The organism is Haemophilus sp. THUN1691, from assembly GCF_059704425.1.
Genome location: NZ_AP046578.1, coordinates 763,779 through 785,965, shown reverse-complemented (window position 1 = coordinate 785,965; position 22,187 = coordinate 763,779). Strand labels below are relative to the sequence as shown.

General features: G+C 38.3%; 17 protein-coding genes and 2 pseudogenes. 6 read left to right on the top strand and 13 right to left on the bottom strand.

Annotation, left to right across the window (positions count from 1 at the left end; translation table 11 throughout):
- The first annotated feature begins 214 nt into the window (after positions 1-214).
- From pnp to AC6H0J_RS03860, 5 genes are all read left to right on the top strand, one after another.
- Positions 215-2,344, top strand: coding sequence for a polyribonucleotide nucleotidyltransferase (pnp, locus tag AC6H0J_RS03880; protein WP_497512862.1), 2,130 nt, complete (start codon positions 215-217; stop codon positions 2,342-2,344).
- Between the two features lie 81 nt (positions 2,345-2,425).
- Positions 2,426-3,370: a lipoprotein NlpI gene (gene nlpI, locus AC6H0J_RS03875; protein WP_118817289.1), complete on the top strand. Its 945-nt coding sequence runs from the start codon at positions 2,426-2,428 to the stop codon at positions 3,368-3,370.
- 120 nt (positions 3,371-3,490) lie between these two features.
- Positions 3,491-5,329: a DEAD/DEAH box helicase gene (locus AC6H0J_RS03870; protein WP_118817290.1), complete on the top strand. Its 1,839-nt coding sequence runs from the start codon at positions 3,491-3,493 to the stop codon at positions 5,327-5,329.
- Positions 5,330-5,498: 169 nt separating this feature from the next.
- Positions 5,499-6,950 carry a membrane-bound lytic murein transglycosylase MltF gene (mltF, locus tag AC6H0J_RS03865; protein WP_118817291.1) on the top strand — a complete coding sequence of 484 codons (1,452 nt, stop codon included), beginning with the start codon at positions 5,499-5,501 and terminating at the stop codon, positions 6,948-6,950.
- A gap of 1 nt (position 6,951) precedes the next feature.
- Positions 6,952-7,104 carry a hypothetical protein gene (locus tag AC6H0J_RS03860; RefSeq protein ID WP_005631066.1) on the top strand — a complete coding sequence of 51 codons (153 nt, stop codon included), beginning with the start codon at positions 6,952-6,954 and terminating at the stop codon, positions 7,102-7,104.
- 82 nt (positions 7,105-7,186) lie between these two features.
- On the opposite strand, the pseudogene AC6H0J_RS03855 reads toward AC6H0J_RS03860, so the two are convergent.
- From AC6H0J_RS03855 to arsC, 4 genes and pseudogenes are all read right to left on the bottom strand, one after another.
- A pseudogene (locus tag AC6H0J_RS03855) lies at positions 7,187-7,549 on the bottom strand (DUF1440 domain-containing protein); the annotation flags it as partial.
- Positions 7,550-7,589: 40 nt separating this feature from the next.
- Positions 7,590-7,886: a DUF5377 family protein gene (locus AC6H0J_RS03850; RefSeq protein WP_118817292.1), complete on the bottom strand. Its 297-nt coding sequence runs from the start codon at positions 7,884-7,886 to the stop codon at positions 7,590-7,592.
- A 23-nt stretch (positions 7,887-7,909) separates the two neighbouring features.
- Positions 7,910-8,154 (bottom strand): annotated as a pseudogene (locus AC6H0J_RS03845) (alternative ribosome-rescue factor A).
- A 67-nt stretch (positions 8,155-8,221) separates the two neighbouring features.
- Positions 8,222-8,572 (bottom strand): arsenate reductase (glutaredoxin), encoded by a 351-nt coding sequence (arsC, locus tag AC6H0J_RS03840; protein WP_118817294.1) that lies wholly within the window; start codon positions 8,570-8,572, stop codon positions 8,222-8,224.
- A 77-nt stretch (positions 8,573-8,649) separates the two neighbouring features.
- On the opposite strand from arsC, the gene AC6H0J_RS03835 reads away from it, so the two are divergent.
- Positions 8,650-9,699: an AI-2E family transporter gene (locus AC6H0J_RS03835; protein ID WP_005631060.1), complete on the top strand. Its 1,050-nt coding sequence runs from the start codon at positions 8,650-8,652 to the stop codon at positions 9,697-9,699.
- A gap of 98 nt (positions 9,700-9,797) precedes the next feature.
- Here the strand turns inward: AC6H0J_RS03835 and secF are convergent, their stop codons facing one another.
- From secF to AC6H0J_RS03790, 9 genes are all read right to left on the bottom strand, one after another.
- Positions 9,798-10,772: a protein translocase subunit SecF gene (gene secF / locus AC6H0J_RS03830; protein WP_005634414.1), complete on the bottom strand. Its 975-nt coding sequence runs from the start codon at positions 10,770-10,772 to the stop codon at positions 9,798-9,800.
- Between the two features lie 10 nt (positions 10,773-10,782).
- Positions 10,783-12,633, bottom strand: a complete 1,851-nt coding sequence (gene secD, locus AC6H0J_RS03825; RefSeq protein ID WP_118817295.1) for a protein translocase subunit SecD — start codon at positions 12,631-12,633, stop codon at positions 10,783-10,785.
- Between the two features lie 69 nt (positions 12,634-12,702).
- Positions 12,703-12,996: a preprotein translocase subunit YajC gene (gene yajC, locus AC6H0J_RS03820; protein ID WP_005631054.1), complete on the bottom strand. Its 294-nt coding sequence runs from the start codon at positions 12,994-12,996 to the stop codon at positions 12,703-12,705.
- 109 nt (positions 12,997-13,105) lie between these two features.
- Positions 13,106-13,327 (bottom strand): sulfurtransferase TusA family protein, encoded by a 222-nt coding sequence (locus tag AC6H0J_RS03815; RefSeq protein WP_005634417.1) that lies wholly within the window; start codon positions 13,325-13,327, stop codon positions 13,106-13,108.
- On the bottom strand, positions 13,324-13,842 hold the full coding sequence (locus AC6H0J_RS03810) for a hemerythrin domain-containing protein (RefSeq protein WP_118817297.1): 519 nt from the start codon (positions 13,840-13,842) through the stop codon (positions 13,324-13,326). The genes AC6H0J_RS03815 and AC6H0J_RS03810 overlap by 4 nt, the downstream gene beginning before the upstream one ends.
- A 63-nt stretch (positions 13,843-13,905) precedes the next feature.
- Positions 13,906-15,054, bottom strand: coding sequence for a tRNA guanosine(34) transglycosylase Tgt (gene tgt / locus AC6H0J_RS03805; protein ID WP_106013477.1), 1,149 nt, complete (start codon positions 15,052-15,054; stop codon positions 13,906-13,908).
- Between the two features lie 214 nt (positions 15,055-15,268).
- Entirely contained in the window at positions 15,269-16,360 is a 1,092-nt protein-coding gene (gene queA / locus AC6H0J_RS03800) for a tRNA preQ1(34) S-adenosylmethionine ribosyltransferase-isomerase QueA (RefSeq protein ID WP_497512861.1), read from the bottom strand.
- A gap of 185 nt (positions 16,361-16,545) precedes the next feature.
- Positions 16,546-16,989: an ACP-like domain-containing protein gene (locus tag AC6H0J_RS03795; RefSeq protein WP_005626732.1), complete on the bottom strand. Its 444-nt coding sequence runs from the start codon at positions 16,987-16,989 to the stop codon at positions 16,546-16,548.
- A 143-nt stretch (positions 16,990-17,132) separates the two neighbouring features.
- Entirely contained in the window at positions 17,133-22,139 is a 5,007-nt protein-coding gene (locus AC6H0J_RS03790; protein ID WP_239994374.1) for a S6 family peptidase, read from the bottom strand.
- Positions 22,140-22,187: the final 48 nt, after the last annotated feature.

The following is a 22,187-nucleotide window of genomic DNA, read 5'->3' as shown; positions in this document are numbered from 1 at the left end:
AGAATATGATAACAAGTCGGTTAAATGAAATAAAGTTACCAATCACACAAAAACCCCTGTATAATGCTTAAGCTTTATTTTCTACATTAGCGTGCGGCTATCAAAAGCAATTTTACTCACTCGAAGTGCGGTTATTTTTACAAAAGATTTCTTTTGCTAGTCGCAATCTGGAAAATAAGGCATTGTTTTTAATATGAATTTAAAGGAAAACATTGTGAATCCAATTGTTAAACAATTTAAATACGGTCAACATACCGTTACTCTAGAAACCGGCGCGATTGCACGTCAAGCAACTGCAGCGGTTATGGCAAGCATGGACGATACCACGGTATTCGTGACTGTTGTTGCTAAAAAAGATGTGAAAGATGGTCAAGACTTCTTCCCATTAACCGTAAACTATCAAGAACGTACTTATGCGGCGGGTAAAATCCCTGGTGGTTTCTTCAAACGTGAAGGTCGTCCATCTGAAGGCGAAACCTTAATTGCACGTTTAATCGACCGTCCAATTCGTCCATTATTCCCTGAAGGTTTCTTCAACGAAATCCAAGTTGTGGCAACTGTAGTTTCTGTAAACCCACAAATCAGCCCAGACTTAGTAGCAATGATTGGTGCTTCTGCAGCATTAACCTTATCTGGTGTGCCTTTCAATGGCCCTATCGGTGCAGCACGTGTTGGTTTCATCGACAACCAATTCGTATTAAACCCAACTATGGCTGAACAAAAACAAAGCCGTTTAGACTTAGTGGTTGCAGGTACTGACAAAGCCGTATTAATGGTTGAATCTGAAGCTGATATCTTAACTGAAGAACAAATGTTAGCTGCGGTCGTATTCGGTCATCAACAACAACAAGTTGTAATTGAAGCAATCAAAGAATTTGCAAAAGAAGCTGGCAAACCTCGTTGGGATTGGGTTGCACCACAACCAAATACAGATTTAATCAACAAAGTAAAAGCGATTGCAGAAGCACGTTTAGGCGATGCATACCGTATTACTGAAAAACAAGCACGTTACGAACAGATCGACGCGATTAAAGCGGATGTGATTGCGCAAATCACAGCTGAAGATGAAGAAATCAGCGAAGGTAAAATCGTGGATATTTTCACCGCACTTGAAAGCCAAATCGTTCGTGGCCGTATCATTGCAGGTGAACCACGTATTGATGGTCGTACCGTTGATACCGTTCGTGCATTAGACATTTGTACTGGTGTATTACCACGTACTCATGGTTCTGCAATTTTCACCCGTGGTGAAACACAAGCATTAGCCGTTGCAACATTAGGTACTGAACGTGATGCACAAATCATTGATGAATTAACAGGTGAACGTCAAGATCACTTCTTATTCCACTACAACTTCCCTCCATATTCTGTAGGTGAAACCGGTATGATCGGCTCGCCAAAACGCCGTGAAATCGGTCACGGTCGTTTAGCAAAACGTGGTGTAGCAGCGGTTATGCCAAGCCTTGCAGAATTCCCGTATGTAGTGCGTGTAGTATCTGAGATCACTGAATCTAACGGTTCTTCTTCTATGGCATCTGTATGTGGTGCGTCTTTAGCATTAATGGATGCGGGCGTTCCAATTAAAGCTGCTGTTGCAGGTATCGCAATGGGCTTAGTGAAAGAAGAAGAGAAATTCGTGGTGCTTTCAGATATCTTAGGTGATGAAGACCACTTAGGGGATATGGACTTTAAAGTAGCGGGTACACGTGAAGGTGTCACCGCCCTTCAAATGGACATCAAAATTGAAGGTATCACCCCTGAAATTATGCAAATTGCATTAAACCAAGCTAAAAGTGCGCGTATGCACATTCTTGGTGTAATGGAACAAGCAATCCCTGCTCCACGAGCAGATATCTCCGATTATGCACCGCGCATCTATACAATGAAAATTGATCCTAAGAAAATCAAAGATGTGATTGGTAAAGGTGGTGCAACAATCCGTTCACTAACTGAAGAAACTGGCACTTCTATCGATATCGATGATGATGGTACAGTGAAAATTGCTGCAGTAGATAGCAATGCAGCGAAAAACGTAATGGGACGTATTGAAGAAATCGTTGCAGAAGTTGAAGCGGGCGCAATTTACAAAGGTAAAGTCACTCGTCTTGCTGATTTTGGTGCATTCGTAGCAATCGTTGGAAATAAAGAAGGTTTAGTTCATATTTCTCAAATTGCTGAAGAGCGCGTAGAAAAAGTTAGCGATTACCTCCAAGTGGGCCAAGAAGTAAACGTGAAAGTTGTTGAAATCGATCGTCAAGGTCGTATTCGTTTAACAATGAAAGACTTGGCTCCCAAACAAGAAACTGAAATTAACCAAGAAGATTCTGTAGAAGAACAAGAATAATCTTGGAATATCGAATCAAAACTTGGTAGCATTCGCTGCCAAGTTTTGTTGTTTTCCAACTTTTAGGCATAAAGAAAGCAAATGCGGTGTTTTCGCTTATCTCGCCATTTTATAGTCTATTTATTTAGCTTATGTGCGATCTTACTCCTTGCTGGCTGTGTTCAGTCCAGGGGCGGTTTTGTGTCTAAAAATCATGTCGTGTTGGCTGAACAAAATCCGAATACTCACTTTGAACAAGAAGTGATGATCGTACGATTAAGCCAAGTACTACTCGTTGGAAAAATGAGTAATGAAGAACGTGCATCGCTACATTTTGAACGTGGCGTACTCTATGATTCCCTTGGGTTATGGGGACTTGCTCGTTACGATTTTACTCAAGCCCTTGCATTACAGCCTAAAATGGCATCTGTGTACAATTACTTAGGGCTTTATTTATTGCTTGAAGAAGATTACGACGGCGCATTGGAAGCTTTCAATACGGTGTTTGAATTAGATTCAAGTTATGACTATACCCACCTTAATCGTGGTTTAAATTTTTATTATGTAGGGCGCTACCATCTTGCTCAGCAAGATTTCTTACAGTTCTACCAAGCCGATACAAAAGATCCCTATCGTGTCTTATGGCTATATTTGAACGAACAAAAATTAAAACCACAAGAAGCCCAAACAAACCTTGTTGAACGAGCAAAAGGGCTATCAGAGGACTTCTGGGGTACACATATCGTTCAATATTACTTAGGACACATCTCTGTAGAAGAATTACAACAACGTGCGAGTGAATTTGCTGAAAATTCACAACAATATGCTGAAATTCTTACAGAAACCTATTTTTATCTAGCAAAACAAAAACTCAATGTAGGGCTAGTAGATGAAGCGGCAGCTTTATTTAAACTAGCTATGGCAAATCAGGTTTATAACTTTGTTGAGTATCGTTTTGCCGCGTTTGAACTCATGAAACTAAAACCAGTTCAAACAGAAGACGAAAAAGAAGAGAAAAGTACGGTAACCAAAGCGATTGTTTTCTAAAAACCAATCAAAAAATCACCGCTCTTTACAGTAGAACGAATAGAAAAACGCATTCGCTCTGCTCAACTTAATAAACCGAAGGCCTCTTTGAGCTTTCCTTATTTATATTCGAGTATTTTAATGACTGACAAAATTACTTTTAATGACTTAGGCTTACCTGAGTTCATCTTAAAAGCTGTTTCTGACTTAGGTTTTGAAACCCCTTCTCCAATTCAACAAGCTTGTATCCCACATTTGCTCAGTGGCAATGATGTGCTAGGTATGGCACAAACGGGTAGTGGTAAAACAGCTGCCTTTGCACTGCCTTTATTAGCGCAAATCGATCCAAGTGAAAAACATCCACAAATGTTAGTGATGGCGCCTACTCGCGAACTTGCTATTCAAGTTGCCGATGCGTGCGAACAATTTGTTAAATATGCTCATGGCTCCCGCATTGTTACCTTATATGGTGGTCAACGTTATGACATCCAACTTCGTGCATTAAAACAAGGTGCACAAGTGGTTGTGGGTACACCAGGTCGTATTCTTGACCATATTCGCCGTGGCACATTAAATCTTTCTGAACTTCGTTTTATCGTATTAGATGAAGCAGATGAAATGTTACGTATGGGTTTCATTGATGATGTAGAAACCGTCATGGCAGAATTACCAGAAAATCACCAAACAGCGTTATTCTCCGCAACAATGCCTGAACCGATCCGTCGTATTACGAAACGTTTTATGAATGATCCAAAAGAAGTGAAGATCAAGGTTAATAACGAAAATGCCCCAGATATCGACCAAAGTTGCTGGTATGTGCACGGCGTGCGTAAAAATGAAGCCCTTCTTCGTTTCTTAGAAGTGGAAGATTTTGATGCAGCGATTATCTTTGCTCGCACTAAAACTGGAACTTTAGACATTACAGAACTACTTGAAAAAAATGGTTTCCGTTCTGCCGCACTTAATGGTGATATGACACAACAACTCCGCGAACAAACCCTCGATCGCTTACGTAACGGCAGTTTAGATATTGTTGTAGCAACCGATGTAGCCGCACGCGGTATTGATATTGAACGTATCAGCCTTGTGGTGAACTACGACATTCCGCTGGATGCAGAATCTTATGTACACCGAATTGGCCGTACTGGTCGTGCAGGTCGTTCTGGTCGTGCTTTATTATTCGTTGAGTCTCGCGAGCGTCGTTTACTTCGTAATATTGAACACCTAATGAAAAAAGGTATCAATGAAGTAGAATTACCAAATCATCTTGTGTTACAAGAATGCCGTCGCAAAAAATTCGTTGCCAAAATTACGAAACAACTCGAGCATCACGATTTAGAACAATATCGTAGTTTATTAGAAGACTTATTCACAGCCGATCAGGATCAAGAAGATATTGCTGCAGCAATGTTGATGCTGCTCCAAGGCAAACAAAAACTCATTCTTCCACCTGATCCACCAATGGAAAAACGTCGTCGTGAACGTAATGAACGCGGTGATCGCCGTGAAAATCCACGTTCAGCTGAACGTCGTGGCGAACGTAAAGGCTATGGAAATCCACAACCAATGGATTTATATCGTATCGAAGTCGGTCGTGCGGATGGTGTAGAAGTTCGCCATATCGTGGGGGCAATTGCTAACGAAGGTGATATCAATAGCCGCTATATTGGTCATATCAAACTTTATGATGACCACACTACCGTTGAATTGCCACAAGGTATGCCGAAAGAATTATTGCAACAATTTGGTAAAACACGCGTATTGAATAAACAAATGCAAATGTCTTTCTTAGGTGCTGTGAAGTCTGATAGTTCGCGTGGCGGCGATGATTTTAACGGTAAACGTAAAGGCCGTAGTGGCGATTTCCGTGGAGAACGTGGACGTAATGAACGCCGTAATGACAATCGTGGAAATCGTAAATTTAATGAAAAAAGTAACCACTCTTTTAGCGATAAACCACGCCGTGATCGCCGAGGATAATATCCTTGTGATATAAAGAATAGTGCTGTTTCCTAATGTTTTTGCCATCATTTAAAATTTAGCACTATTGATAAAGTAGAATTAGCCCCTTGAACCTCAAGGGGCTTTTTATTGTCTATTGCTTAAATTCTGGCTACAATCCCGCAAAATTTTTATATAGGAAAAATCATTGAAAGGTCTCTTTTTACGTATTATTACTGCCTTGGCTTTATTGCTTTGGGCTATTGATATGGTATTCCCATGGCAATTTCTACGCCATGCTGAAGAAAACCACTATACAGCAATTAAAGAACGAGGCTCACTCATTGTGGGCACAATGAACAACCCTATTTCTTATTTTATCAATAAAGACGGCGAACGAGGCTTTGAATATGAATTGGCTAAAGCATTTGCTGATTCACTGGGTGTAGAACTCGAAATTAAAACTTTCGATAATCAAGAACAATTATTTAATGAGTTAGATAAGCATAATATTGATTTAGCTGTAGCTCACCTTTTATATCATCCTAATAATGCAGAACGTTTCCAAATTGGCCCAGCGTATCATTCAGCTTCATGGCAATTAGCTTATCGAAAAGATGAACAACGCCCTAAAAATCTAGGCGATGTTAAGAAAGAAATTTATATCGCTAACAATTCATCATTGGAAGAAACACTAAAAGAATTACAAAAACAATATCCACAATTAACTTGGAAAAGAAATCAAGCGTTTACTCAAGAAGAACTATTACTACAGCTGTCTGAAGGCAAAATTCCTTACGTTATTGCAAATTCCATTGATATCGCGGCGATCCAACAAATCAAACCAGAATTAGCTATTGCCTTTGATATTACTGATGAAGCAAACATTCACTGGTATTTACCAAATAATGCCTACAACGATCTGCAAGCCACCTTACTCAATTTTATGAATAATGCACAAGAAACAGGGCTAGTAGATAATTTAAAAGAAAAATATTTAGGGCATATTTCACAATTTGATTACGTGGATACGCGCTCTTATATGAACGCAATTGAAAATACCCTGCCACAATTCTCACCGCTCTTTGAAAAATACAAAGGGGAATTAGATTGGCGATTACTCGCGGCAGTCGCTTATCAAGAGTCTCATTGGAATCCAGATGCAACATCACCTACGGGCGTGCGTGGCATAATGATGCTGACGAAAGATACCGCACAACATATGAAAATCAGCGATAGAACAGATCCTGAACAAAGCATTAAAGCGGGATCAGAATATTTACACTGGCTGATTAGTCAAATTCCAGAAACCATTGAAAAAGAAGAAAGAATTTGGTTTGCCTTAGCCGCCTATAACATGGGACTAGGCCACTTAATTGATGCACGTCGTTTAACTAAAAACCTTGGAGGAAATCCAGATAATTGGCTCGATGTGAAAAAAAATCTGCCTTTATTAGCAGAAAAACGCTATTATTCCCAACTGAAATACGGCTATGCGCGAGGCTATGAAGCCCATCAATATGTAGAAAATATTCGCCGCTATATGAATAGCATTGTGAATTATCATCGGGTCCAAGAAAATCAAACAACAAATGATAATGCCAACAACGAAAGTGCGGTTGAAAATTCAGAAGAAATAAAAGGAAAAAAGGATAAATAAAATGTTAAAACGCAAAACTTTTCTTAAAAAGAAAACCAATTTACAACAAACCTCTTTATCACGTAATCTACGTTTGAGACGCTTGAAACACCGTAAACAACAGCAATTTGCGAGACATTCATTACAATTTGTCGTACAAGAAATTTGTTGCTAATTAAAGCATCTCTATCCAGCAAAAAACGGGTTAAAACTTATTAGTCTTAACCCGTTTTTTATCAAAATTTATACTGTTTAGCTTAAGTTAGAGGAATCTCCGCATCTGGCTCGCCAGTTAAGCGATTACATAAATCTCGACGAATAACCTCAATAGTCCAGAACCAGAAAATATGCCCAACTAATTCTGAAATATGTTCATATAGCGGCCATTCTGCAACTGGTGGGGCTAAACCTAGTGTGGGGAAAGTAATATAGTGCACGCAAATATTAGCAATAATCCCTGCTCCAATACCTTACCAAAACTTAATTTTTGGAAAACGCTCTGCGACTAAGCAATAACCAATTGCAAAAACTAAAGAAAAGATCATATGCGTAACACCAATCCAATTGAATTCATGATCCGCAAAGGTAAATGCCACATCTGTTGGATTAACACCTAAATATAGGTAGTGTACTAAAATAGTTTGTGGATGAGTCAAGTTATTATTCTGATTTCACATCAAGGTTCCCAATTTTTACGCCTAATAATCCGATAAAAACGGGATCGAAATAATCACCCAGAAATTTGAATAACTCATTTAGTTCTGTAAAAGAGCATTGAATTTTTATTTGATCTTCTACTTTACGAACAAACTCATAACGTACTCTATTTTCTTCAAAATATGCAGTTAAAGTGAGGTAGATAGTTTCAAAAAAATGGCTTTTTGCCCCTTCTTCACCAGGATCGCTAATACGTACATTCCATGTATTATTAAATAGGACTTGAGGCTGATTTGACATTTTTATACTCCTTTTTACTATTTTTAGCCTAAGAAAAACCCGATTATAAAGTTTCTGTAATCAAAAAATTTATAATCGGGCTTTCAAACATTTTCCCTGTGTGTTTCACTTTACGTTGGTAACTACCTTTCCCTTTACGTTTTTTCTCAACACGCTGGCGAAATAATTTATCATGCAATAATGCCATCACTGCATTATCTTTGATCACTCCTCGAGTGTGCTCATAAACGGTTTCATTTTCAACCGCACTTTTTTGTTGCTTTGCCATAATTTTTCCTCAAAAAAGCCGCGGAAGGATTTCCACGGCCGGAGTATTATACGTGCAAACGTTTAAATTACAAAATCTCAAGTACAGTTTCTGGCGGACGCCCGATTTTAGCTTGATTACCATTGATAACAATTGGGCGTTCAATAAGCGCTGAATGTTCACTCATGACTTTTAATAATTCAGCTTGAGAAAGTTCTAAATTATCTAAATTTAAGCTTTTATATAAATCATCTTTCGTACGCATCATTTGACGCACATCATCAATTCCTAATTTTTGGGCAATGCTTTGTAATTCATCAATGGAATACTGCTTTTGCAAATACAATTCAACTATTGGCTGAACACCTTGATTTTCTAATAATGCTAACGTTTCACGACTTTTTGAACAACGAGGGTTGTGATAAATCACGACAGACATAGGATTTCCTTTTAGTAGCTATAAACACTATAAATTTTAACTTATAATGGCGAAAAATACTTATAGGAAAAGAAATTATGCTAGAAATGTTGAAAAGCTGGTACTCACGTCGCTTAAGCGATCCACAAGCAATGGGGCTATTAGCAATATTATTATTTGGCTTTATCTCCATTTATTTTTTTGGAAATTTAATCGCGCCTTTGTTAATTGCTCTAGTACTATCCTATTTACTAGAAATGCCGATCAATTTTTTACATCAACATTTAAAATGCCCAAGAATGTTAGCAACAATCATCATTTTTGGTGGCTTTATTGGACTAGCGACAATCTTCTTTTTAATCCTCATGCCAATGCTATGGAATCAAACTATTTCCTTATTAAGTGATTTGCCCGCAATGTTTAATAAGCTCAATGAATGGTTACTAAACTTACCTGAGCATTATCCTGAACTGATCGACTATTCAATGGTAGATTCTATTTTCAATTCTGTGCGAGAAAAAATCCTTGGTTTTGGTGAATCTGCGGTAAAACTTTCTTTAGCCTCCATCATGAACTTGGTTTCTTTAGGGATTTATGCCTTTTTAGTGCCATTAATGATGTTTTTTATGTTGAAGGATAAATCAGAACTTTTACAAGGCGTGAGCCGTTTCTTACCGAAAAATAGAAACTTAGCCTTCAAAGTATGGAAAGAAATGCAACAGCAAATTTCCAACTACATTCATGGAAAATTGTTAGAAATACTGATTGTAACGCTCATCACCTACATTATTTTCTTAATATTCGGGCTAAATTACCCGCTCTTATTGGCTTTCGCTGTTGGCCTTTCAGTTCTCGTTCCTTATATTGGCGCGGTAATTGTCACGATTCCTGTTGCATTGGTTGCTCTATTCCAGTTTGGAATTAGTCCAACATTTTGGTATATCATCATTGCTTTTGCTGTGAGCCAGCTCTTAGATGGAAACTTACTCGTCCCTTATTTATTTTCTGAAGCAGTGAATTTACATCCATTGATTATTATCATTTCAGTATTAATTTTCGGTGGTTTATGGGGATTTTGGGGCGTATTCTTCGCCATTCCCTTAGCGACTTTAGTGAAAGCCGTTATAAATGCCTTACCTCAAGATTAAAAGTCTAAATTAAAAAGTGATACAAATAAAAAAATAGTTAACCATGAATTTTTGGTTAACTATTTTTTATTGAAGTTTATTCTAAGAATAAAATTTAACTAAGGTAATTCGTCAATTTCCTTATCTACTTTAGGCGGGATCATATGTTCACGGCGTAATCCAACATCGTATGCAATTGCGATTGCAATAAAGATTGAAGAGTATGTACCAAATCCAATACCCACAAGTAACGCTAAAGAGAAGTTATGAATTGATGGACCACCAAAAAAGAACAATGCAATAACAACGATTAATGTTGTAGCAGAGGTCATGATGGTTCTTGATAAAGTTTGTGTTAAAGAAACATCAATAATATCAATCGTATCTAGACGTCTTATTTTTCTGAAGTTTTCACGCACACGGTCAAAGACCACGATACTATCGTTAATAGAATAACCCACAACAGATAAAATCGCTGCAACGAAGGTTAAATCAATTTCGATTTGTAACGCTGAAAACACACCAAGAGTAATAATTACGTCATGCGCAAGGGATGCGATACCGCCGAAACCTAAACGCCATTCAAAGCGAGAACCCACATAAACTAGCATCATCGCTAATGTTGCTAATGTTGCATACACCGCGCCTTGCGCTAATTCTTCCCCTACGTTTGGTCCAACGAATTCAACACTACGAATCTTAATGCCAGAATCTACTTCTTGGAGCATTCCTTTTACACGATCGCCAATGCCAGAATCATTATCCGTAGCTGGCAAACGAATCATAACATCTTGAACAGAACCCGTCGTCTGCACAATTGGGCTTTCAATACCATTTTCATGGAGCTTACCACGGATTTTTTCTAAGTCTGCAGATTGTGAAAAATGGGTATCAAAAACAACCCCACCGGTAAAATCCAAGCCCCAGTTAAAGCCCTTTGATACGATAAAAAATAGCGAAACGGCCATTAAAAGTGCGGAAAAAACATAGCCCCATTTACGCATTTTCATAAATTCGGTCAATGGGAACGGGAGTTTAATCCCATTGATTTCACGGATAAAATGTCCGTCTTTATCTTTTGCAAAAATTTTCATCGTTCCCTACCTAAATTGATAATTTCTTAAGTTGTTTGCCGCCATAAAGCGCATTAACTAATGCACGTGTTCCTGTAATTGCGGTAAACATTGAAATTGCCACCCCAAGTGAAAGCGTAATCGCAAATCCTTGGATTGGACCGGTCCCCACAGCATACAAGATAATTGCAGTTAAAATTGTCGTTAAATTCGCATCAAAAATAGAGGTAAACGCCCCGTTGTAACCTTCGTTAATTGCTTGTTGAATTGGACGACCATTACGAATTTCTTCTTTAATACGTTCAAAAATCAACACGTTTGCATCCACCGACATACCTAAGGTTAATACAATACCGGCAATCCCTGGCATAGAAAGTGTCGCACCAGGTAAAATAGACATTAAACCGACTAACAACACAATATTAATGACCAAAGCAAAACTTGCGATAATACCGAACATCTTGTAGTAGAACAGCATAAAGACAATTACAGCAATGAGTCCCCAGAAACTTGCATTAATCCCTTGCTCCACATTTTGTGCCCCCAAAGATGGGCCAATTGTACGTTCTTCAACAATTTGAATTGGTGCAATTAATGCCCCAGATTTCAATAAGGTAGAAAGATTGTGCGCTTCCGCGATACTATCAACACCGGTAATTTGGAAATTAGAACTGAAACGACCTTGGATCGTCGCCACATTAATCACTTCCTCATGTTTTTCTAAAATAGTTTTACCATTTTCGTCTTTTTTACCGTTATCTTTATATTCAACATAAAGCGTCGCCATTGGTTTCTTGTAATATTTTTTGGTGGTTTGAGACATAATCTCACCACCTTCACCATCCAAGGTTACGCTCACTTGCGGGGTGCTTGAATGCTGATCTAAACCAGAACTTGAATTAATGATATGCTCACCACCTAATACCGCGCGTTTAAATAATGCAACAGGATGACCTTGGCGATCATATTTAACTTCCGAATCAGCTGGCAACATATTACGAGAAATTGCATCGGCCGTAACATTTTGATTTACGATACGAAACTCAAGCGTTGCAGTTGCCCCTAAAATTTCTTTTGCGCGAGCAGTATCTTGAACACCTGGTAATTCAATTACAATACGTTCAGCGCCTTGACGTTGAATGACCGCCTCAGATACCCCTAGTTCAGCAACACGTTTACGCAAAATCGTTAAGTTTTGCTCAATTGCTAAGTCGCGTGCTTCATTTAATGCTGAAGTTGAAAGACCTAAATTGATACTATCATTATCCAACTCTGTGATATCTAAGGTTGGATGCAACTGATGAATAATACGTTCCGCTTTAGAGCGTTGACTTGCATCGGCCAATGTGACCGATGTACCAAAATGCTCAGTATTTTTAATTGCCGTATATTGAATTTTTTCTTTACGAAGTTCGTTACGTAAACTGTCTTGTAATTGTTCTTGGCGTTTTACAAGTGCAGCATTCATATCAACTTCCATCAAAAAACGAACCCCACCTCGTAAGTCCAACCCCCATTTCATTGGGTTAGCACCAAACATGCTTAACCAAGCTGGGGTGGCTGGAGCAAGATTTAATGCGGTGGTGTAATTATTGCTAAGACGTTCAGCAATTTTATCTTTAGCGAGGAGTTGATCATCGGTATTAGTAAAACGAGCTAGAATTGAGCCGTTCTCAAGCACGATAGATTTGGTTGGAAGATTGTTGGTTTTAAGCACATCTTGAACTTGTCCAAGCACGCTAGTATTCGCTTCTTGACCGCGCGTACCAGAAATTTGAACCGCAGGATCTTCACCATAAATATTTGGAAGAGAATATAAAATCCCGATGGCCACAATAAAAATAACCATCAAATTCTTCCATAATGGATAACGGTTTAACATAGTTTTCCTTTTCTTTTCTAACGCACAGAGCCACAATTCGTGGCTCTGGAAAATAATTTAACGTTACTCTTAAAGTGATTTTAATGAACCTTTAGGAAGAACGCTCACAATGTAGTTACGATTAATCGTAATTTCTGTCGTGTCGTTTAACGCAATCACGATGCTATCGCTACCTTCGGTTACTTTAGTAATTTTGCCGATTAAACCACCAGCAGTTAAAACTTCAGTACCTTTTGCAAGCTCAGACATCAATTTTTTATGTTCTTTATTGCGTTTAGCTTGCGGGCGATAAATCATAAAGTAAAAAATTAAACCAAAGATCACGAAAATAAATAACGTGGACATCGGGTTTTGTGCTTCCATTGTATGTTTTCCTTGTTAATTTAAGTTAAAAATTGCGCTTAAAATACCATAAATTGGCTCATTGGGAAAGGTGAACCACGCCCAATATCCTACGTTATGGCGATTAATTTTATTTTTTCAAGATAACGATAAATTCTTTTTCCGAAGCATAATATTGCTCAACCAAAGCAACAGAATTTTCCTCGGCAAAAATAGAAAAATTTTCCACCGCACTTTCAAGGTTTAAGATCAACATTAGCTCATCATTTTTATCCAAATTTTTTAAGGCTTTTTTGGCACTTAAAAGAGGAATTGGACATCGAAGTGCGGTTAAATTGAGCTGATATTTCATTCTTTAATTTGACGACGAGCACTCATTCTCTTGCCCATTTCAGCCAAAATATCTGCACTTAAGCATTCACGCCCCATTTCAAATAATGGTTCTTCTAACGCAATATGACGATCATAACCTTGAACAAAGCATTCAATTAAATGTTCATCAATATTTTGACGTTGTTCAGAAATAAGCTCTTCTAACTGCGCAGATAGTGCATTCCAATTTTCATGCAAATATTCGTGCTGTTTTTCTAATTCATCAATGAAGCTTTGTGCTTGCGGAGCCACTTTGACTAATTGAGGGAAAAAATCTAATTCCTCATCCTCATGATGTAGGGGAGCGGCACGATTGAAATAAGTTAAAATTTGCTCAACATCATTTAATACAGCCTGAGTATATCCGTGTTTTTCTAGATAATCAGGTAAAATGCTTAACTGGCGACAAAAACGTTTTACCTTACTATGACAGGCATAAAGCATTTCAATAGGTTCATTCCATGTGGCGAATTGTTGAGGTTCAAGAATTTGCATAAGGTTTCCTTTGTTAAAAAGTGCGGTCAAAAAACATTTCATTTTTTACCGCACTTTTATCAATTATGATTTATCCGCTAATTGTAATGGGGGAACAGGTTTGCCCATGCGAGCATAGAATTCCACCACAAAATCATCAAAACGATCTTCTTCGATAGCTTGACGAATTTCCGCCATTAAACGTTGATAATAGCGTAAATTGTGAATGGTATTTAAGCGTGCACCTAAAATTTCACCGCACTTATCTAAATGATATAAATAGGCCTTGGTATAGTTTTTACAGGTGTAGCAATCACATTCAGGATCTAATGGGCTCGTATCATCGCGATATTTTGCATTACGAATTTTAACAATACCGTCAGTCACGAATAAATGACCATTACGTGCATTACGGGTTGGCATTACGCAGTCAAACATATCAATACCACGACGTACGCCTTCTACTAGGTCCTCCGGTTTACCTACGCCCATTAAATAACGAGGTTTGTCAGCCGGGATTTGTGGGCAGATATATTCTAAAATGCGGTGCATGTCTTCTTTTGGTTCGCCTACCGCTAAGCCGCCCACCGCATAACCGTCAAAGCCAATATTCACTAAGCCTTCTAATGAGACTTTGCGTAACTCTTCAAATACTCCGCCTTGAATAATACCGAATAGCGCATTTTTATTGCCTAATTCATCAAAGCGATCGCGGCTGCGTTTTGCCCAACGAAGAGACATTTCCATGGATTTTTTCGCATAATCGAAAGTCGCAGGATAAGGCGTACATTCATCGAAAATCATCACGATGTCAGAACCTAAATCATATTGAATTTCCATGGATTTTTCAGGCGAAAGGAAAATGCGCTCACCGTTAATTGGGTTTTGGAATTTCACGCCTTCTTCGGTAATTTTACGTAATTTACCTAAACTGAATACTTGGAAACCACCACTGTCAGTCAAAATCGGGCGATGCCATTGCATAAAATCGTGCAAGTCACCGTGTTTACGCATCACTTCTTGGCCTGGACGAAGCCATAAATGGAACGTATTGCCAAGTAAAATTTCTGCACCTGTCGCACGCACTTCTTCTGGCGTCATGCCTTTCACGGTGCCATAAGTACCCACAGGCATAAACGCAGGGGTTTCTACACTGAACGTGCCTTGTGGACGTTCAAATACCAAGCGACCACGACGGGCATTGCCGCTTGTTTTATCTAATTCATATTTCATTTTTTTCCTCAACGAATAAACAGTTCGAAGATTTTTGTAAATAAAAAAGCCTGTTATAACAGACAGGCAAAATTTGATAAAACTCATTAAACAGACGCAGATTTAAAAATAATCTGCCTCAAAAGAGTTTAGATATTTCGTACTTAACACTACAAAACAATAACTAAGTACGACCTTTTTATTGTAAGTTCTGTGTACTTACAAGTCAAACGACTCATTCTAATCCTAGAACATTAGGGTTTTTATTGATAAACATCGCATCACCATAACTAAAGAAACGATATTTTTCTTGCACTGCATACTTATACGCATTCATAGTATTTTTATAACCAGCAAAAGCTGAAACTAACATTATCAATGTGCTTTCAGGTAAGTGGAAATTAGTAATTAAACAATCCACCACTCGAAATTTTTTTCCTGGATAAATAAAAATAGAGGTATCAGAAAAATAAGGCTCAATTAAATCTGGATTGCCAAATTCTTCCGCAGAAAGCGCCGCACTTTCAATAGAACGAACAGAAGTGGTTCCTACTGCAATAACACGTTTACCCGCTTTTTTTGTTGCAATAATAGCATTACAAACTTCTTGAGAAACTTCTACGTATTCTGCATGCATCACATGATCTTCAATATTTTCGACACGAACAGGCTGGAATGTTCCTGCGCCCACATGCAATGTGACAAATTCAAAATTGACACCTTTCTTTTTAAGTTTTTCAAGCAAGGGAGCATCAAAGTGTAAGCCTGCTGTTGGTGCAGCTACAGCTCCCGGTACTTTACTATAAACGGTTTGATAACATTCTTGATCAGCTTCTTCATCTGGACGGTCGATATAAGGCGGCAATGGCATGTGTCCAATGGCTTGCAACACATCTAAAAGAGCGGTTGATTTATCACTTAATTCCACTTCAAACAATGCGCCATGGCGCGTTGTCATTACCGCTTTAATTCCATTATCTTCGCCTAATTTATCTTCACCTAAAAATAATTCAGTCCCTTCTTTGGGTGACTTCGATGAACGGATATGCGCTAAGAAACGATGCTCATCTAACATGCGTTCAACTAAAACTTCAATTTTCCCACCGCTAGCTTTACGCCCAAACATTCTTGCAGGAATGACGCGAGTATTATTGAAAATCAATAAATCGCCTTCATTAATTAAATCCAATACATCTGAAAAAGTGCGGTCAATTACCTCGCCATTTTCCCCATTCAAATGTAATAAACGGCAAGATGCTCTATCCTCTTTTGGATAGCGAGCAATAAGTTCATCAGGTAAATCGAAATTAAAATCTGAAACACGCATAATAAGGTTTAGGTTAAATAAAATAGGCGGTAAGTCTAGTTTGAATCGGGGATGATCTCAAGAAAAAATAAAAATCTTATCTTCTATTCATAGTTAAACTTTTTATTTATCTATTGAGATGATACAAGTTAAGAACAATTTAAGATAGAAAAATGGCTAGCAATTACGCTAGCCATTTTGATGAATTATAAATTTGCTTTTTTAGTTGCTTTTGCATTTACATCACAGTTTTTGATGATGATCTTATCGCTAGTTTTGCCTTTTTGAATTAAATTCACCGGCACAACAGAATCAAATTTATCTAAAGTTAAACCACTATCTACATTCCAAACATAGTCACCAGAAGTGAAACTTGTAAAATCGTTTTGTGATTTATCACGAGCAAAATCTTTTGCAATAATTTTGTTACCTAAACTAACCATTGCCGCAACTGGCTCTTGGTTTTCAAATTGATACACTGCAGTCACAGTTTTTTTATTGCAAGAATAAACTACTGTTTTGTCAGTAATAGTTGACGCAGTTTGAGCAGCCATTTGAGTCGATGCATTTTCCATTATTGGCGCATCTTTTGCACATGCAGATAATACAACAGCGGCAGCAAATGCTGGTAAAACTTTAGTAAAGTTCATTATTAAATCCTCTTAATTAAGCCCCAATCTGAGGCGCTACTTAGATACGTTAAATAAAATAAAGTTCTATTTTAAAGTAAAAATTTGTTGAGATAAAAACTAAACAACTCGTCAAACAAATCAACCTATCTACGAATAATGTTTTACCAACGATAACCTAATTTCAAGCCTATATTTTGCTGTTTATCTAATTGCGAACCTTGTGATTGTGAGATAGCAGCAGAAAATTGGAAATGTAAAATTTCCGTACTTAATCCAACCTCTTTTTGCCAATAACGTCCAAATGGCTGTTGTAATGTAGCACTATTCACTTTGATTTGCATATTGGCATTAGATGCATCAACATAATTCACTGAGAAATAAGGCTTAATCGTGATGTTATTAGTTGGTGTAAAAGTATAATCGAACCGTACACCTGTATTATAGCGATTAAATACAAGGCTAGGTGTTTGAATTCTCACGCCTTCCGATTGATAGTTTTCACGTTCAATAAAATAGCGATTCCCCCCCAAATAAGGCTGAATACCTAATTGCCCTAAGCGGAACTGATAACTTGCATTTACACCATAATTTACCACTTTACGATAAACTTTTCGACTTTGTTCTCCTGCGGTTTTACTTACACTGCTCCCCATTCCTACGCTTACACCGAACTGGAAATCCTTCCATTGATATTGAGCAAATCCCGATAGCATCATCAGTGTAGTATAATTTTTAACTTGCTCATCAAAGGTATTATCCGAACGGCTATGTGAGAAAACTGCCCCAATTCGTCCATTACCTAACACTTTTTGCATCCCAATTTGACGCAAGTTAGTTTTCTGCTTATAAGCACGGAACGCATCAGAATCATAGCGTCTTTTATCCTGTGCGATATTTGTCCACACCATAGGCTGCGTTTGCTCCACAAAAAGACGATCCAATTCATCTTGAACGGAAAGCATACTATTTACGGTAGCAGACAATTCCGATAACGCATTGTTTGAGTATTTGCTAATTAAATTTTTTTGTTTGAGCTGTTTTTTAGCTTCTATTCTTGCTTGCTCTTCTTGAGCTTTACGTTTCTCGGCTTCAATACGCTCTGCTTCTTCTTGAGCTTTACGTTTCTCAGCTTCAATACGTTCTTGCTCTTCTTGAGCTTTACGTTTCTCAGCTTCAATACGTTCTTGCTCTTCTTGAGCTTTGCGTTTCTCGGCTTCAATGCGCTCTGCTTCTTCTTGAGCTTTACGTTTCTCAGCTTCAATACGTTCTTGCTCTTCTTGAGCTTTACGTTTCTCAGCTTCAATACGTTCTTGCTCTTCTTGAGCTTTACGTTTCTCGGCTTCAATGCGCTCTGCTTCTTCTTGAGCTTTACGTTTCTCGGCTTCAATGCGCTCTGCTTCTTCTTGAGCTTTACGTTTCTCGGCTTCAATGCGCTCTGCTTCTTCTTGAGCTTTACGTTTCTCAGCTTCAATACGTTCTTGCTCTTCTTGAGCTTTACGTTTCTCGGCTTCAATGCGCTCTGCTTCTTCTTGAGCTTTACGTTTCTCAGCTTCAATGCGCTCTGCTTCTTCTTGAGCTTTACGTTTCTCAGCTTCAATACGTTCTTGCTCTTCTTGAGCTTTACGTTTCTCGGCTTCAATGCGTTCTTGCTCTTCTTGAGCTTTACGTTTCTCTGACTCAATACGATCAGCTTCCGCTTGTTTTAATTCTGCTTCTTTAATTGGGCTGTAAAGTCGATATTGATTACCGTCTTTAATTAACTCGTAACGCCATGCCCCCGCATCAACATATTGATTGGTTAATGAAACATCTAATCCAGTCGTAGGCATTGTTTTTAGTGAGATGAGAGTGAGGTGAGCAAGTCTCGTTGGTTCAGCACCTGTATTACGAACATTGAGTTTAAATGTCCCTTGTGCTTGCCCATTGACCTGCAACTTATCTCCTAAATATTGATCCAAATGAGTAGGATAATTAAATGTCCCAGAACCATTTAAATCACCATTAACCGTTAATGTATTAAATTGGTTACGGTTAGTTTCTTTCGCAAAATCAGGATTTAATGTAACCTCACTTCCATTATTTAATGTCAAACTGCCTAAAGTGGTGCTAGTTGGCATTGTCCATTGTGATTGATTTAAGGTCACATGGGTGGCATTTTCACCTGTGATTTGGTGATCAAATCTTGAATTGTTAAATTTAAGCTGTGCAGAATTAGTTAATTGTGCATCACCGATTAAATTAGCATCATCTATGGTAGAATCGGCTTGATCTCGCAAAATTAAATTACCTTGATGAGTGGCTTTATTGATTAAACGGTAAGTCGAATATTCTTGTGCGGTTAGATTGCCCGTTAATTGAGAATGATCCATCGTCATTACACCAATATTCGATAAGCTAACTGAACCATTGATTTGAGATGCGTCATTAACATTCACTCGTCCAGTTGAGCGAACATTACCATTGATAATTGATTTGGTGATATCTGCAATAGAGCTATCCGTAGCAAGATCAAGTAACCCATTTAAGCGGGCATGATTAGAAAGTGTGATTCTATTGTTGCCTAAAGTGCTTAAATTACCCACTTGTACTGCTTGGTCTTTAAGTGTGTAGGTAGCATTTTTATTCAAAGTGACATTGCCATTAACTTGAGCACTATTTGTAACAGTTAATTCATTATCCTTTATCGCTTGAAGGTTTCCGTTCACGGTGGAAGAGTCGATATTTAAATTCGCATTATCGGTAATTTGAATAGATCCATTTGTAGTGGAGTGGTTAGCGATACTAATGTTAGTATTATCAGAAGCAATCATATCTCCCGTCATAGTGGCATCATTAATGCGCGCTTGAGCATTGTCTTCAAGATGAATATCGCCTGCTTGGTTAGCTTTATATGTTAAGTGATATTCACTGTCAGAGTGAGCGCTAATAGACCCATTAAGGGAAACTAATCCATTCACATTTAATCGAGCATGATCGGATAGTGAAATATGTCCATTAACTTGTGTAGTAGGAATAGATTTAATCACAGATGGCTCGGTAAGATTAACGGATTGACAAGTTGTTGCGCCCGTCCAATCAGAACGTGTGCAAATCGTGTTTTCTTTATTTGGGATCACGCCAAAAGTAACAGATGCATTATTGCTAATGTCCCATCCACCTTTAATAGAAGAAACATTGCGAGAAATAAATGTATTACCATTCTGAATGTTGAAATTTTCAGCAACAAAAGAACGATTAATCCAATCATCATCCATTACTACTTCACCGCGTTTTGTGCCTTCCATTTTGGCATGGTGCGGATTTAAATGGTTATAAGCGTGTGGAGTAGGGCGACCGCTGAAAATTAAGTTGCCCCCGTTTTGGGTGATATTACCTTTTAGATTGGTGCCACCAGAAAGTAAAAGATGATTTTCTTGATTGGTTGGAGAATAATGAACATTTAAGCGACCCACGTTTTTTGTATCATCTTTATCGCCAAACCATCCATTAAAGGCAATATCGCGTTTATTAGTAAGATCATTCTCTTTATTATTAATGATGTTGCTTCCCGTAATAGTAATATTGGATTCTTTGTTGGCATTATGGTTGACTAACATCGCGCCTTCATCGACGTTTTGAATACGAGTAAAGGTAAGGTCGTTCCCGTTTAAATCCAAGCGTCCACCACGGAATCCAAAATAGATATTATTTGGGTCGACCTGATCGGCGCTATTAAGTCTTACGGTTGCTCGACCACTCACAATCCCCACTTCTTTGAAGGCTTGTTTCTGACCATTTGCATCTGCTTTTTGATCTAAAATAACGGTTCCGTTACCAACACTAATGTCACCCAAATTTTTCCCTGTGCCGTTTACAAGTAGTGTGCCGATCCCAAGCTTAGAGAGACGATCACCTTCGGGGTTTTTTACCTGCCATTCAACGGTGGCGTCTTCCCCAATAGAAACACCTGCGCCCTGCCAAGTCATATTATTTTCACTTGGTTTAACGGTGAAATCTCCTTCAAAGTAAATCCCGCCGGCACCTTGATTGACATTATTTGCAATAGTAAGTATGCCTTTCCCCATGTCGCCTAAATAAATAGTTTTACCATTATGTAACGCAGGAGACCAAGGATTCGGTCCACCATAACTTGGGGATATATCGCCATTTTGATCTCGGGCTTTCTCGAGAAGAGTGCTTTTATACAGCCCCACTTCTTTAGGGTTTCTTCCATTTTGAGAGATGGTACCTTTCCCGTCCTCTACGGTTTTAAAGACGTAATGGGCATTATTGGCAAATTCTCTTACCGTTGTGTCATTATTTTGCACTTCTTCAAGGTACTCTTGGCGAGCAACTTGGTATCCATTGCCTACCGCTGCGTAAGGGTGTCCTTCGCGCAACACGCCATTTAATAACCACTTACCTTTATCTTTATCATAAATAAACATAGGGGATCCGCTATCGCCTTGTGCCCCTGCAATCGGTAATGGTCCATATTCATTAGGGTTTTGTACACGTCCATTAAGATAAAGATCGCCGTTTCTTGTACCGCCATCCATAAAGGTATTACCGCCTGTCAGCCATGAACCACCATAAGCTAAGTCACCATTGGTTTCATTATTATCATTCTTCCAATATTGGTGTCCGCTTCCTGCGCGTACTCGCATAGGATATTTTTTTAAGTCGGTGTAAACATTACCGTGAGTGTTTGTTACCATCTCAATCGGTGCGACTTCTGTTACAAACTTGGCCAGACGAGGATGTTGGTAATCCGTCATAAATGGATGTCGAGCATCATTGATATAGTTATATCGTTTAACAACTAAATATTTATAGTTATGTCGATCGGGATTGCGTCCAAACTCACCAAAATCGACATCTTGATATCCCACGTTGTGTGCCACACTCACTAAATGTTGATCGCCCACTAATGTGGCATATCCACCTTTTGCAAGTGCTGATAAATCAGGCATTGGCACATTTTTCATCATTGTGCCAATCATTTCACCTTTTTTGTTATAAATATCAATATTTTGCGCACCCACCGTAAACTTGCCTTTATTTTCCGCGAAGTCACGATAGTATTGGTAATTAATGCCAAAATAAGTATGTCCTGCCCAGGCTTGCGATACTATCCCTAATGAAATGCAAGCAGTTAAAAAATTAAAACGAAATATAGTTTTTTTCATAAGACTTACTCAGTAAACAATTCGTTATGTATAAAACTTATAGTTAAA